The 14,829-nt window shown below is 62.5% G+C and carries 12 protein-coding genes; 2 read left to right on the forward strand and 10 right to left on the reverse strand.

Annotation, left to right across the window (positions count from 1 at the left end; genetic code table 11):
• Positions 1–12 precede the first annotated feature (12 nt).
• The 7 genes from K288_RS0128485 to K288_RS0128515 form a co-directional block, all read right to left on the reverse strand.
• Positions 13–882 (reverse strand): GNAT family N-acetyltransferase, encoded by an 870-nt coding sequence (locus K288_RS0128485; RefSeq protein WP_043160948.1) that lies wholly within the window; start codon positions 880–882, stop codon positions 13–15.
• Positions 883–966: 84 nt separating this feature from the next.
• On the reverse strand, positions 967–2,580 hold the full coding sequence (locus K288_RS0128490; RefSeq protein WP_043160964.1) for a GMC family oxidoreductase N-terminal domain-containing protein: 1,614 nt from the start codon (positions 2,578–2,580) through the stop codon (positions 967–969).
• Positions 2,581–2,892: 312 nt separating this feature from the next.
• Positions 2,893–4,143, reverse strand: a complete 1,251-nt coding sequence (locus K288_RS0128495; protein WP_027582630.1) for an adenylate/guanylate cyclase domain-containing protein — start codon at positions 4,141–4,143, stop codon at positions 2,893–2,895.
• Positions 4,140–4,529, reverse strand: coding sequence for a response regulator (locus K288_RS0128500; protein WP_027582631.1), 390 nt, complete (start codon positions 4,527–4,529; stop codon positions 4,140–4,142). The genes K288_RS0128495 and K288_RS0128500 overlap by 4 nt, the downstream gene beginning before the upstream one ends.
• A 2-nt stretch (positions 4,530–4,531) precedes the next feature.
• Positions 4,532–7,576: a GAF domain-containing protein gene (locus K288_RS46800; protein ID WP_043160950.1), complete on the reverse strand. Its 3,045-nt coding sequence runs from the start codon at positions 7,574–7,576 to the stop codon at positions 4,532–4,534.
• 459 nt (positions 7,577–8,035) lie between these two features.
• Complete coding sequence (locus K288_RS46805) at positions 8,036–9,352, reverse strand: MFS transporter (RefSeq protein ID WP_084799763.1); 1,317 nt, start codon at positions 9,350–9,352, stop codon at positions 8,036–8,038.
• Between the two features lie 155 nt (positions 9,353–9,507).
• Positions 9,508–10,299, reverse strand: a complete 792-nt coding sequence (locus tag K288_RS0128515) for an SDR family NAD(P)-dependent oxidoreductase (RefSeq protein WP_051334778.1) — start codon at positions 10,297–10,299, stop codon at positions 9,508–9,510.
• A 63-nt stretch (positions 10,300–10,362) separates the two neighbouring features.
• Between K288_RS0128515 and K288_RS46810 the strand changes: the two genes are divergently transcribed.
• On the forward strand, positions 10,363–10,851 hold the full coding sequence (locus K288_RS46810; RefSeq protein ID WP_051334779.1) for a MarR family winged helix-turn-helix transcriptional regulator: 489 nt from the start codon (positions 10,363–10,365) through the stop codon (positions 10,849–10,851).
• 264 nt (positions 10,852–11,115) lie between these two features.
• Positions 11,116–11,865, forward strand: coding sequence for an aldolase/citrate lyase family protein (locus K288_RS0128525; protein ID WP_027582633.1), 750 nt, complete (start codon positions 11,116–11,118; stop codon positions 11,863–11,865).
• Between the two features lie 92 nt (positions 11,866–11,957).
• Here the strand turns inward: K288_RS0128525 and K288_RS0128530 are convergent, their stop codons facing one another.
• From K288_RS0128530 to K288_RS0128540, 3 genes are all read right to left on the reverse strand, one after another.
• Positions 11,958–12,704: an alpha/beta hydrolase gene (locus tag K288_RS0128530; protein WP_027582634.1), complete on the reverse strand. Its 747-nt coding sequence runs from the start codon at positions 12,702–12,704 to the stop codon at positions 11,958–11,960.
• Between the two features lie 122 nt (positions 12,705–12,826).
• Positions 12,827–13,780, reverse strand: coding sequence for an alpha/beta hydrolase (locus K288_RS0128535; RefSeq protein WP_027582635.1), 954 nt, complete (start codon positions 13,778–13,780; stop codon positions 12,827–12,829).
• A gap of 223 nt (positions 13,781–14,003) precedes the next feature.
• Positions 14,004–14,798 carry an SDR family oxidoreductase gene (locus tag K288_RS0128540; RefSeq protein WP_027582636.1) on the reverse strand — a complete coding sequence of 265 codons (795 nt, stop codon included), beginning with the start codon at positions 14,796–14,798 and terminating at the stop codon, positions 14,004–14,006.
• Positions 14,799–14,829: the final 31 nt, after the last annotated feature.

The raw sequence follows: 14,829 nt of genomic DNA on the forward strand, positions 1-14,829 counted from the left end.
CGCGCGAGGGCGCTAGCCCAGCTCAAAGGTGGTGACGCCGAAGACCCGCTCCAGCCGCAATGGCGGCACGGCGCCGGTATACATGCGCGCGGTCTCGAACACCGGGGCAAGGCCCAAGTCTTGCGCCAATGCGACGGCCTCGCGGTTGACGCTGGGAACGTCGAGGAAAATCTCGCCGCCGCCCACGCGGGCCAGCAAAGCCGACAGAACCACCTCGGCGGCGGCGCGGTCGTCGGCCACCAGCGGGCCGATCTTGCGGCCGCTCCGGCACGGACGGATCACGCCCCAGCCGGCAAGCCCTCCGTTCCGGACGAGCGCGCAACCGACATGTCCGGGCGAGCCGATCCACGCGCGCAGGAACGCGGTGCGCCGAGCCGGAAACACCGTTGCGTCATACGCCTCCACGGTCGCCAATGGGACGTCGGCGAGCGCGACGACATCTGCCTGCGGCACATCGAGGGCCGCGGCGGTGCCGCCATAACGGACATTGGCATAAGCGAGCTCGAACCCGGACTTCCCATAGTTTTCCTGCTGCGCCACCACGCCGTCGAGCCCGATCACACGCTCCCCGGCATGCGCGATGGCCGCGTTCCATATGCGCAGCCCATAGCCACGGCCGCGCAAATCCCTTCGGACGATGTAGAAGCCGAGGAAGGCGAAGCTCTCATCGTAATTGACGCAGGAGACGGTCGCGACCGGAGCGCCGTCGAGTTCGCCGATGAAGAAGCCCTCCGGATCGGCCGCGGCGAAGCAGGCGGCGTCGGCGAGACCCGGATTCCAGCCTTCGGCCGCCGCCCAGTCCACGGCTATCGAGATTTCGTCCGGCCGCATGTTGCGGATGCGCAGGCCGCTCGTGGCTGGCGATCGTGCAGATGGACTCATGGGCCGATATCACCACGAGTGACCTGTTGCCTGCAAATGAAGAAACGCCATGGCGGCGGCGCCTGGGCCACTATCGTGCCGGAGTCAAGCCATGCTTTCCAGGACCTGTCCCTGTTGGCGCCGGATCAGATCAGAGGCCTTCTCCGCGATCATGAGAACACATGCATTTATGTGCCCAGATACGATTGTTGGCATGACTGACGCGTCGACGATCCGAAGCGAGGTCGCGCCAAGGACGGAAAGCTGGCTGTCCACGACGCGACCGATTCCGCAAGTGCCGCACGGATGGTTTGCGGTGATCGCCGTGCTCCGAATCCACTGTTCAATGTCGCCGTCCGATTGGACGCGCGACGGTCCGGCTGATTTTCCTGCCAGCGAGGCGACCGCCGGATGAGCAGCCAATTCGAGACCGATCTTTGCTCCACGCAGCAACGTCGCAAGGTCATCCGGGTGCTCGAGGAATCCATTGCGGATTCTCGGTGCATCAAGCGGGTTGGTCGATCTCAACGAAACCTCCCCGCGACTTTTTGGATGCAGCAATGTCGGACGGATCGCAAAGCCGTCTTCAAAAGCCGGACGAATCCCCGGGAACCAGACGTAGGGCTGCGCGGCCGTCGACCGAAACATGAATTCGATGTCCGGCGCCTCGAGCGAGGGATCGGTCTTGACGAACCCGAAGAGATACCTGGGAAGCATTGTCCCGGGTCCGGTCCCAAATAGATAAGCTCGGACCAGGGCTAGCGAAATTCGGTCAAGGCGCATCGTCCTGTGGAAGGCACCCGGCGTGGGGCGGCTCCAGTTGAACCATGCAGCAAGGTGATCTTGCAAATCCTGGCCTACCGGCAGATCGACAAGCGTTTCGATCCCAAGAGAGGCGAGATGCTTCGTCGGCCCGATACCCGACAACATGAGCAAATGTGGCGTGTGATACGCGCCCGCACACAATATGACCTCTCGATCCGCCATCACGTAGGCGCTTCGCCCACCGCTGACGTACCGCACTCCCACCGCTCGGGTCCCCTCAAAAACGATTTGAGTCGCTTGCGCTTTGGTATGAAGTACCAGATTTGCGCGCTTCAGCGCGGATCGAAGGTAGGCTGAGGCTGTCGTCTCTCGACGGCCTTTCCAGGTGGTATTTTGGATTATCCCGAACCCCTCGTGCGTTTCTCCATTGAAGTCGTTCGTGAATGTGAAGCCGAGGTCGCGCGCAGCGGCGAGCCAGGCGTCGAACAGCGGATCGCTTGGGCGCGAGAACTCGACGTGTATCGGCCCCGATCCGCCGCGCCAAACGCTTTCTCCTTCCTGCCACGTTTCACAACGTTTGAAGTAAGGGAGAACATCGTTGTAGGACCATCCTTGGGCGCCCGCGCGAGCCCAGCCGTCATAGTCGGCACGATCGCCGCGCGTGAATGCCATCACGTTGATCGAGTGTGACCCGCCCAACACTTTCCCGCGCTTGGCGGGAATCGCCCGGCCATTGAGCCTCTCATCAGGCTCGGCCATCAGGCCCCAATCGTAGATCGCATACTCATGAAGCTTCCCTAGTCCGATCGGAATGCGAACCAGCGGATTTCGATCGTATCCACCCGCCTCGAGCAAGAGAACAGTTGAATTAGGATCCTCGGAGAGTCGGCTCGCCAGTACACAGCCCGCGGAGCCTGCTCCAACAACGACATAATCGTACGATCGTCGTTTCAATTTTCGACGCTCCAGCACCACGTTCAGAGCGCGATGTTCGCACAAGGCAATGCAACGGCCCTGTCGTCAGAAGTAATCGATCATCAAGAATCAACAAGCCAGATGCCGTAGCGTTGAATGCCGACGTCCTATGTGAATCGTCATTCGGATCGATTTCCACTTTGCAGGTTACGTTTCAGATGTAACGGAACTTGGTTCCGGACGCCGAAACGGAAAGCTCCTCGGACAAGCCGTCCATAAGAGGAACGACCGCTCGCCGGTCAGTCGAGATGACGAAATGGAGGAAGCTACCGGCGCATAACGAGCGCCTGATCAATGGAGTTCGATGCGGATGCCTTTGGCGCCGTTGAGCAGCCGCCTCAAATGATAGCTGGCGAGCGGATCGTCGGCATGCGTTCCGACCAGTGCGGCGAAAGCCGGCATGGCCGCAGCGTCACCCGACTCGAGCTTGGCAAAGGCGACCGCATATTGCGTCGTGGCCGGCGCATCGAATTCCGCCGACGATAACGGCTCGTGGGCGCGCAACGGCTCGCTGCGTCCGCGCAGGACAAGATCGCCGATCGGTCGTCCCTTGAAGTCCTGTGCCGCGTTTGCGACCGCGTCACTGACGCAAATCCGCGTGCCCAGCGCCTTGTTCGCGGCTTCCAGCCTGGCGGCGGTGTTGATCGTGTCGCCATAGGCCGTGTAGTCGAAGAAGCGGTTGCCGCCGAAATTGCCGACCAGCGCGGGGCCGGCGTGCGCGCCGATCCGTGTGGCGCCGAAATTCACGCCTCTTTGCTTCCAACGCCCGCGAAACGCCTCCGCCCATTCGTCGAGCGCCTGTGCGCAGGCGATGGCGCGGGTCGCGTAGTCGGGCTGATCGCCAGGCGCGTTGAACAGCACCTGGATTGCATCACCGATCACCTTCGCCACCGTCCCTTCATGAGCGAAGACGACATCCGTCAGGCCGCCGACATATTCGTTGAGCATTTCCGCCAGCACCTCGGGCAACGCCGTTTCGACGAGCGAGGTAAAGCCGGTGATATCGGTGAAGATCACGGCGATCTCGCGCCAGCGCACCTCCATGTCGTTATTGCCGTCCCCGGCGGCGAGGCGCTTGGCGAGCTCGGGCGAGAAATAGCGCGACAGCGACGCGTGCGCGCGCTCCGCTTCCATCTGGCGGCGACGTGCCTCGCGCAGGATCTCGATGTGACGCATTGTCTTCTGGATCGTCATTTCCAGGTCGGAGAAATCGATGGGCTTGGTCAGGAAGTCGAAGGCACCGCGATTCATCGCAGTGCGTATGTTGCTCATGTCGCCATAGGCCGAGACGATGATGGTCGACTTCTTGTCCTCGGCCTCCTGCAGTTTCTCCAGCAGCGACAAGCCATCCATGCGCGGCATGTTGATGTCGGAGACCACGAGATCGACATGAGGATGCTGCTCGATCGACTGGAGCGCTTCAAGCCCGTCGCGCGCGAAGACGAAGCTCACCAGTCCGTCGCGAATCTGCCGGCGGAATTTCTGGAGCACCAGTGCCTCCAGATCGGGCTCGTCGTCGACTACGAGGATGGTAGCGGTCATGCGGATTGTTCCAGCCTCGCGTCGATCTCCTGGCGGACCTGGCTGAAGTCGATCGGCTTGGTCAACAGGTCGTCCGCGCCTCGCTCCAGCGCTCTCTTGCGCGTCGCGGCGTCTCCGTAGGCCGTGATCATGATCACGGGAACGTCGGGCCGCCGGGCGCGGACCTCTGGCAGCATATCAAGCCCGCTCATCCCGGGCATGTTGATGTCGGAGAAAATCAGGATCAGCGAATGCTCGCCGACGTCGGAAATGCGGGTCAGCGCTTCGGACGCCGTCCCGGCAAAATCCATCACAAAGCGCTGGGCCCGAAGATCGCGGCGAAATTGCTGGCGGAACAAGGTCTCCACATCAGGCTCGTCATCCACCACCAGGACCATCACACTCACGGCTAACCTCTGATTCTATCCGAAAAATTGCTTCTGCGCGGCAGCAGGATGGTGAACTCGGTAAACTCGCCAGGCTCGGTCTCGACATTGATCGTACCGCCGTGCTGCTTCACGATAATGTCATGGCTCATGGAAAGTCCGAGGCCGGTACCCTCGCCTGGCGGCTTGGTCGTGAAGAACGGGTTGAACATCTTCTCCTTTACCTCGGGCGGAATGCCGACGCCGTTGTCGCGGATGCGGATTTCGACATAATCGCCACGGCTGAGTGTGCTGGCGCTGACCTCCGGTTCAAATCCGGGAGCATTTTCGCTGCCGCGCTTGGCGACCGCATAAAAGCCGTTGGAAATCAAGTTCAGCAGCACCCGCGTGATCTCCTGCGGAAACACCTCGACCGTGCCGGCGTCCGGATCGAGCTCGCGCCTGAGGGTAACGTTGAACCGCGGCTTCTCGGCGCGCGCGCCGTGATAGGCAAGGTTCAGACTCTCCTCGACCAGCGCGTTCACGTCGGTCGGCCGGTGCTCGCCGCCACCCTCTCGCGAATGTAGGAGCATGTTCTTGACGATGGAATCGGCGCGTTTGCCGTGCTGCACGATTTTTTGCAGATTGTCTTTCACGAGCCCGCTCAGTTCGTCGACCTCGCCGCGAATGTTGTCGGCGAGTGACGCTGATGCCAGCAAATCGCTCAGTTCGCCTGTGAGTTCCGCGGAAAGTGAGGCGAAATTGTTGACGAAGTTGAGCGGATTCTTGATCTCGTGCGCAATGCCGGCCGTGAGCTGACCGAGGGAGGCCAGCTTCTCGGTCTGGACCAGGCGATCCTGCGCGGCGCGCAGATCGTCGAGGGATTTTGCAAGCTCCCTGGTGCGGGCCTGCACCTGCTCGAACAGCCGCACATTGCCGATCGCAATCACCGCCTGGTCGGCGAAGGTCTGCAGCAGTGCCACCTGCTTGTCGGTGAACGGGTGCACTTCGTTGCGGCGGAGCACGATCGCGCCGATGCTTTCGCTCTCGCGCAAGAGCGGCACGCTCAGAATGGTGCGGTGTCCCATCCGGCTCGCGAGCTCACGGCCTTCCGGGAAGTCAGTATCCTGACTGAGATCAGCGACGTGCACCGGGGTCTGTTCGATGAAGGCACGGCCCGCGGTCCAGTTGCGATTGATCGGCCATTTCTCAAGGGGAATCGGGATCGGCCCGTGATGGGCGCTGAATCGCAGATCGTCACCGTCCCTCAGCACCACGGCGGCATCATAGGCGTCGCAGAGCACGCAGGCGCTGTCGACGATTGCCTTCAATGCCGGTCCGACATCTGTCGGCGAGGACGCAATCACCTTCAGGATGTTGGCGCTGCCGGTCTGATGGGTGAGGGCTTCCTGCAGATCGCGGGTCTTGGCCTGCACCTCATTGAACAGCCGCGTATTTTCGATGGCGATCACGGCCTGATCGGCAAATGTCCTGAGCAGCGCGATCTGGTTGTCGGCAAACGCTCCCGCCTCGGCGCGCGAAACGCCGATCGTGCCGATCGCAACGCCTTCACGCAGCATCGGCACGACAATGATGCTTCGATATCCTCTGGCGCGTGCCATGTCCTTGACGGCCAGGGGGACATCAGATTCGGTCTCGATATCGGTGCGAAACGCGATGGTTGAACTCTGCGCGACGCGGCTGTGAATTCCCGAGGACGTGAGCGGCGTGGGGAACGAATTCTCGATCTCCCTGTCGCCGGCCTGGTTTCCCGCCGTGTGGGCGGCCAGATGAAGCATGTTATCGACAACGCGCGTGACGAGCGACGTTTGGCCGCCGAGCAGCCGCTTCGCGCTGTCGGCGATGGCGTCGAATACCGGCTGCACGTCGGTTGGTGAACTCGCGATGACGTTGAGAATTTCGGCGGTCGCGGTCTGCCGCTCCAGCGCTTCCCTGGTCGCATTGAACAGGCCGACATTCTTGATCGCGATCACGGCCTGGTCGGCGAAGGTCTGCAGCAGCCGAACCTGGTGCTCGCTGAACGCGCCGGTCGCCCGGCGCGTGGTGATGATGATGCCGATGACCTCGCCCTCGCTCACCAGCGGGGCGAACAGCATGCTGCGATAGCCGCGCGCACGCGCGATGTCCCGCGCGGCCGGCTCGAGCTCGGTGTCGGGCAGTTGAGCTGCCGTACCGCCTGCCACGAGCTGGTAGGGCGGGAATTGAGCGAAGGGGATTGGAAACGCCGCCTGCAGAGCCCGATCGCCGGCGGGATCGGTCGGGGTGAAGGCCGCCAGATGGGCGGCGCCGCCCGCATAGCGAAGCACCCCGGTCGAAAAGCCGCCGATCAGCCGATTGGCATTGGCCGCGATGGCCTCGAACACCGGCTGCACGTCGGACGGCGAACTTGCCATCACCTTCAGAATATCGGCGGTGGTGGTTTGCCGCTCCAGCGCTTCCCGCGTCTCGTTGAACAGGCGCGCGTTCTCGATCGCGATCGCGGCCTGATCGGCGAACGTCTGCAGCAACTGCACGTGGTCGGCGGCAAACGCGCCGGGCTCGGCACGCGTGACGCTGATCATGCCGACGGGCGTTCCCCTGTTCATCAGCGGCATGAACAAGACGCTGCGGAAACCGCGCAACCTTGCCAACTCCTTGTTCAGTTGCGGGACGTCATCGGCCTCGCTGTCCGGAAATTGAACCGTCTTGCCACCGCGGACCAGGGCAAAGGTCGGAAAGTCGGCGATCTGTCGCGGGAACGATGATTTCAATCCTTCGTCCGCCTCGGGGCTGATCGGCGTGTACGCCACCAGATGAAGTTCGTCGCCGATAAACTGGAGCACGGTGGCGGAGAAGGCGCCGAGCAGGCGCTTGGAGCTGGAGGCGATGGCCTCGAACACCGGCCGGGCATCGGAGGGCGAGGCCGCGATGGTGCGCAGGATCGCGGCGCCGGCGCTCTGCCGATCACGCGCAATCGCAAGCTCGCCTTGCAGGCGTGCATTCTCGGCGGCGCCGGATTGCAGTTGCTGCTCGAGCTCGTCGATCCTGCGCCTCAGCTCGGCGGCGATATCCTGGGAAAGCGCGGTCATTCATGATCCGGTTCGGCGCCACGACGCGAGCGGGCGCAATAACACGGCCGACGGAGGCCGGCCAGCCAAGGGTGCCCGCATTATCACATCCCGCCCGGCCGGGAGCCAGTGCCCGCCGCGGGCCGGCGTCCCCTGCCCGACTGCGTAAACCAGGTTGACCGGACGGCCGCTGGTCACCCTGGCCGAAGCTGCGCAAGGCCCCCACACGCCGGCGATCACTCCGAGATCGGAAGAGAACCGGTTCGCGAGCGCTCTTTGAGTATGCTATCTTAGGTAGCTGGCGCGTGCCGCGGAGCTTCCGGGGCACGCAGAAGCCTCACGCATGACAGCACCAGCCTGATTGAGGTGATCGTGGATTCCGCCGTGCCGCTTGCTCCATACGCAGAGGAGCTGGCGCTAGATTCTTCTTTTGACGCGCTTTCTTCACGCGAACCGGTATCCACTTCGCTCGAAAACGCTTTAGAAACCAGCGTTATCGCTCGCCAACAGGTTCGAGCGAATGGAAATCAATGTCGCGACGATGCCGATGACCACACATAGCGCCACATAGTGGGCAGGCCCGAACCTGTCTTTCAAAGACCACGCCTGGACCAATACGGGCGTCACTCCCCCGGCGATCGCATAGGCCACGTTGTAGGAGAACGAGGCGCCGCTGAACCGTATCGCCGCCGGAAATCCGCGCATCAGCGTAACGGGTACCAGCGTGCTGAGCCCACCTCCGAAGCCGGCCAGCACGGAAATCGCCAGCAGGAAATCCGGATTGGCAGCGGCGGGCGAAAACAGCCCGTAGACCGCTGCGATCATGATCGGACCGAGGATCACCGCCACCCGGCGGGTGCCGAAACGGTCGATCATGATCCCCGTCAGCAGAGCCGACAATCCATAGGCGAATGTGGCGAAATCGGTGGAATAGAACGTCACCAGAGCAGGCACGCCGTCCAGCTTCCGTATCAGGCCCGGCGCCATCAGGATCACCACGGTGGTGATCGCAGCGAGCATCCAGGTGAGCGCCATCGAGATGGCGATCGCCCGCGGGTGATGTCGCCAGACGATCTTGAGCGGCAAGGAACGTTCGAGGGCGCTGCGAGCCTGCATCGCCTGGAATATCGGGGTCTCATTCAACCATTGCCGAAGATAGATGGCGACGAAGCCGAGAAAGCCGCCCAAGAGGAAGGGGAAACGCCAGGCGAAGCTGGCGATTGCAGCGGTCGAATAGGCGGCATGGATCGCGGTGGAGACGATCGATCCAAGCAAGATCCCGGCGACCAACCCGGATGCGAGCAGGCCGCAGGCGAGCCCCGTACGCTGAGCACCCGCGTGCTCGGAAACGAACACCCACGCGCCCGGCGCCTCGCCGCCGATCGCCGCTCCCTGCAGCACCCGCATCAGCGCAAGCAGCACCGGAGCGAGATATCCGATGTCGGCGTAGACCGGAAGACAGCCGATCAGGAGCGTCGGTAGCGCCATCATGAACACCGACAGCATGAAGATCCGCTTGCGGCCGAACTTGTCGCCGAAATGCGCCATGACGACGCCGCCCAGAGGGCGCGCAAAATAGCCGACGCCGAAGATCGCAAACGCTTCGAGCTGGGTCACCCAATCCGGCACGTCGGGCGGGAAAAACAGCCGGCCGATCACATCGGCGAAAAAGACGAAGACGATGAAGTCGTAGAACTCGAGGGCTCCACCGAGCGAGGCAAGGATCAATGTCTTGCGAAGTCCCGCCGCGAGCGGCGCCGGTTGCGCGGCAGTGAACGGTTCAGCCGCTATGGTCATCCGATCCTCGCTGCAGAATGATGCCGGCCGGCAGCAACCGGGCTGCAATCGCCGCAGCATCATCGTGGGCGGGCCCTATTGCGCTATCGTTGCAGGGCTCGATTATTACACGACGATTGTAACATCACCGAATGGTGCGCGTTGAGTGACCCGGCTCAGGACGCCAGGAATCCTCCGTCGGCGGCAAGCACGTGGCCGACCACGTAGGACGCTGCGTCGGATAGCAGCCAGACCACGGCTTCGGCGACTTCCTCGGGCTTACCCATGCGCCGCAGCGGCAATCCTGCCGCGACGGCGGACATGTCGCCGACACCCGAGCGGAGCATCATGTCGGTCACGACACGGCCGGGGGCGATCGCGTTGACCGTGACGCCGCGCGGCGCGGCCTCCATTGCGGCCGAGCGCATCAGCGAGATCGCCGCAGCCTTCGACGCTGAATAGAGCGAAAGTCCGGCGTTCGGATTCCTGAGGCCGCTCACCGACGCATTGATCACGATCCTGCCCGAGCCTTGCGCGAACATTACCGGAAGCTGATGGCGCAGGCACAGGAACACCGAGCGTACATTGGTGTCGAACACCTCGTCATAGACGGCGCTGCCCTGTTCCTCGATGCCGGCGCGCCGCTCCTGGAATCCGGCATTGTTGAAGGCAGCATCGAGCCTGCCGTGACGTTCGACTGCGATGCGAACCAGGCCTTCGACGTCGTCCTCCCTGGTGACGTCGGTCCTGACCGCCAGGACTTGCGCCCCCAGCGCCTGGCATTCGGCCGCCACGGATTCGATCTCCGCCTCGCGCCTGCCGGCAATCAGGATCGCCGCCGCCCCCTCCGCAGCCATCCTCAGCGCCGCGGCGCGACCGATTCCGCTGCCGCCTCCCGTCACGAGGCAAACCTTGCCCTTCATCCGGTTCGCGGCCGTACTCAAACCGCCGGTTCGTTCCTCGCTCATCGGGCCAGACTCCGTTGTCGCGCCAATAGTTGTATGGTACAACGATCACGCCGGAGTCAAGCCATGCCTTTTCATGACCAGTCCCTGATCGATGACATTCGCGCGGCCTCGCGGCTGATGGTGCGCGAGCTCGGCTTCATGGAGCAGACGCTGGCCGCCACCGATTATCCACCGTCGGCCGTCCACGCCATCCTGGAAATCGGCGCGCGCGGTCCCCTGACCTCGGCCGACCTGTCCGACATCCTCCATCTGGAGAAATCGAGCGTCAGCCGCATGGTGCGCAAGCTGATCGAGTGCGGCGAGCTGAAAGAGACCGTCGACGCTGATGATGCGCGGATCAAGCAGCTATCGCTGACGGCGAAGGGACGGCGCACCCTCTCCGCCCTGCATGATTTCGGCCGGCGACAGGTCTCCGGCGCACTCGAGCGGCTCAGCGAGGCCGAGCGAAGGACCGTTCGCGATGGACTTGTGGTCTACGCACGGGCTCTGCAGGCCAGCCGCAACGAGGACACCGAATCGAAGCTGCGCTATGGCCAGAACCAAGGCGTTTGAACGATGCCGCAGCCGCTGCCTTCAACAAAGTCAAATCAGACGAGCGGCATTTCCGAGATTGCTCTCCAAGCAGACATGTCCCGTATACGCCAAAATCGGCGCAAATGACCTGTAGCGGTCTTGCTGTGCGATTAGCTAGGCTCCACTGATCGTTTCACTGAATTGACCCTAGCCCAAACGGAACGCCTTGTGCTTTGATAGAGGGGCCGGGGAAGATCTGTTTATTTGTAGCAGACTCATTTGTTCGCTCAAGGAGCGCTTGAGATGTCAGAACAAGCTCGCAAAATCCGTGTTTCGTTCATCTGCACAATTCCGTCGCCGGTGGTTACGCAGGCGCTGGCGCAGGCAGGCGCTGACGCAGTCGTCATTGATCAGGAGCATGGCGCAATAGGCCCGGAGAATCTTCATGCGATGATCGCATCAACAGCGGGCACCGATTGTCGCCCTGTTGTCAGGGTCGGTAAGCGGGATGAAGCAATGGTGAAGCTGGCGCTCGACATGGGCGCTGCCGGTATCGTGTTTCCGCAGGTGAACACCGCGCAGGAGGCTAACGAGTGTGTCGCAATGACACGCTATCCGCCTCGCGGAACGCGCGGCTTCGGTCCATTTATCGGACATTCCCGATGGGGCGTCTCCTTTCAAGACTACCTACCAAAGCTCGGTGACACGGTCGTCTGTAACATCCTGATCGAGACAAAGGCCGCGATTGACAATATCGAGGCGATCTGTGCCGTCGAAGGGATCAGCGTCTTGGTCCTGGCGCCGCTCGATCTTTCGGTTGAGCTAGGCTGCCCTGGCCAATTTGACAGTCCTATTTTCCTGAAAGCGGTAGAGCGGTTCGAGCGAGCTACGACTGCAGCCAATGTGCCGAGGAGCACACTCGCTTTGACTGAGCAGCAGGTCCAATCTGCCATAGCGCGCGGTTACGCGACCGTAGGGCTTGGCTTTGACGTTCTGATGCTCAAGAACGCCGCCACAGTCGCAATCAGTTGGGCACGGCAGACTGCAATTTAAAGCGGCGGCGCGCTTTCAATTCGCTCGACCATGAGGCGCCCTACGGGCCTTTACAGCCAGGAGCGTCGCGCAAAGCTGCTGCCGAGCGGAGCTTAGTTCAGTTGCGCTAGAAACGCGTTGATCGCGTCGGCGCCTTGTTTTGGCTGCTGGCACATCCACCAATGACCCGCCCCTTGCAAAACCGCGACCTTTGCGCCGGCGCGCTCGGCACAACGGCGCGCGAGCGTCTCGCCGCCACAGTAGTGATCTTCCGTCGCGATCAGCGCCAGGCCGGGCTTGGCGGCTGCCCGGGGCAAGCTGCTACCGAGATCCCGCATAACAGGTTGAGCGGCCGATCTGTACAATGCCAGGATTGCCTTGCCCATGTCCTTGTTCGCACCAGCGGCCACTTTCTTGGCGATCGCCGAGGTCATGCCCAAGCTCTCGTACCGTTGGGCTCGGGCCTCGACCGACATGGCTGCCGTCTGCGCGACTGCTTGCTCGCCGATTTCCGGCGTCTGCCAGGTCTGCGCCAGGTCGTGCCAGACGTAATCCGCGTCGAATGCGCCCAGAATATCGCTCGCCCAAGATCGTATTAGACCCGCACGGTCCATTGCGATGCGCACGACATGTCCGCCGCCCCAGTCATGCCCCACGAGATCGATCGGCTGCGGCAACTTCTCCAGTTCGCCCGCAAGCCAGTCGCGATAGGCATCGATAGAACAGTCAAAGCCGGCAGGGATGGCGGACCCAAATCCCGGTGGAGAAAGACAAACAACATGATGGTCGCGCAGATGCGGGACGAGATTGTCCCAGATCGCCTCGGTTTCAGGATTTCCGTGGACAAGAACGAGGGTCATCATGCTCCTCCCAAAAACAACGTGCGTCACACATGCGACCCACCGTACCTGGGGTGAGCCGGTGACCGCGTTATTCAGCGCGGACGAAGCGGTGACGCCGCGGGTGCGGCCTCCGCATCCGCTCAAAGGCCTGTCAGGAATCGCTCCAGCGCTGCATTGGTCTCCCCTGGTGCTTCCTGCTGCACCCAGTGACCGATGCCCGGAAGAACCGCCGATCCGCGAAAATCGGTGCAGGCAGCCCCGGGGTTCGCGTAGAGATCCATGCCGGGAATGAACGCGCGAACCGCGTCACGCTCGCCAGCCAGGAAATATGACGGCTGCGTCACCGGCTTGTCGGCAAACTCCGCCAATTCCTTGAAATCGATGTCCTGCACGCGGTAGCGATTGAGAGGGCCGCGGAAGCCGCCGGCGCGGAATGCGTCGATATAGACCTGCAGGTCTTTCTCGCTCATCCAGTCCGGGAATGGCTTCGGATCGATCATCCCGTCGAGCAATTTCGCGTCTACGGGCTTGTGATCGAGCCACTTGTTGACCGGGGCGCCACCTGAGATCGCGAAATAGAGTTTTCGCAAAGCGACGGGGATGTCGGCCTCGAGCTCCTTTTCCGCCACACCTTCCTTCTGGAAATAGAGCATATAGAAGAAGCGGTCCTTGTATGCAGCCCTGACCGCGTCGAGAAAGCCGACAGGGCCTCTCGGGACATACGGCACACTCAAGCCGGCGACCGCCTTCACCTTGTCCGGGTAGATCAGCGCCGTATTCCAGACCATCGGCGCCCCCCAATCGTGACCGAACAGGATCGCCTTGCCGTCACCCAGTTGATCGATCACGGCGGCGATATCGGACGTCAGGTTGCGCATGCTGTAGGCGGCAATCTCCTGCGGCTTGGAGCTCTGCCCGTAGCCGCGCACCTCGAGCGCCGCCACCTTGTAGCCGCGCTTCGAGAAATAATCGATCTGGTGACGCCATGAGTACCAAAGCTCGGGAAAGCCATGAACGCAGAGGATCAGGGGACCGCGGCCGGCGACAGCCACATTCAGGTTGATCGATCCGTTCCGCACCGTGACGAAATCCATGACGTCCTCGCAGATTTCTGGTTCGCGTCTACTCAACTCCCGCGTGGATGCCCGGGTCAAGCCGCGCGCGGCTACATCTGTAACGCAGGCTCCGTTCTTATGGGACGAGACGACAGCGCGGAGAGCCTCTCTCCGTCATTGCGAGCGAAGCGAGGCAATCCATCTCTCCACCCGCGGAGCCATGGATTGCTTCGTCGCTTCGCTCCTCGCAATGACGGGCCGACTACTTCCCGTGCTCTTCGCGCATCTTGGCCTGGATCTTGGCCATGCCGCCGATCCAGCGGTCGTAGTTCTCGGTCTTCTTGCGCATGTAGCCGAGCACCTGCGGGTGCGGCAGGATCAGGAAGGTTTCCTGCTCGATGCCGCGCAATGCGTCCTGCGCGACCTGCTCCGCGGTGAGGTCGCCGTCGCCGGATTGCGGACCCTTCGGGATCGAGCGCAGCATGTTGGTGTCGACGCCTTGCGGGCAGAGGATCGAGACCTTGATGCCATCGGCGCGATGGGAGATCGCGAGGTTTTCGGCAAAGCCGACCGCAGCATGCTTGGTGGTGGAATAAGCGGGGCTGCCGACCTGCGACAACAGGCCGGCCGCGGAGATGGTGTTGAGGAAATAGCCGCCGCCGCGTGCCTTCATGCGCGGGATCAGATGCCGCGCGGCATAGACATGGGCCATCACATGGATCGCCCAGCTCCGCGCCCAGGGCTCATCCGAGGTGCCGCCGGCATTCGCAGAGAGCGGATCGAAACCGCCGCCGATCCCGGCATTGGAACAGAACAGCGCGATCGGGCCGAACATCCGCTCGGTCGCCTCGATCACGTGCAGGATATTCTTCTCCTGCCCGACATCGCATTTGAACGCCGCGCCGCCGACGGAGGCCGCAACCTTTTCGGCCGCTGCATGGTCGAGATCGACCACCACCACTTTCGCGGCGCCCGCACGATGGAACGCCTCGCACAGCGCCTTGCCGATGCCATTGCCGCCACCGGTGACGACCACGACTTTTTCTGCCACCTGCATGGCCCCCTCCCGATTTGTTGTTGTCAGCGCC

The sequence above is a fragment of the Bradyrhizobium sp. Ai1a-2 genome (assembly GCF_000426245.1).
In the GTDB taxonomy this organism is placed as follows: domain Bacteria; phylum Pseudomonadota; class Alphaproteobacteria; order Rhizobiales; family Xanthobacteraceae; genus Bradyrhizobium.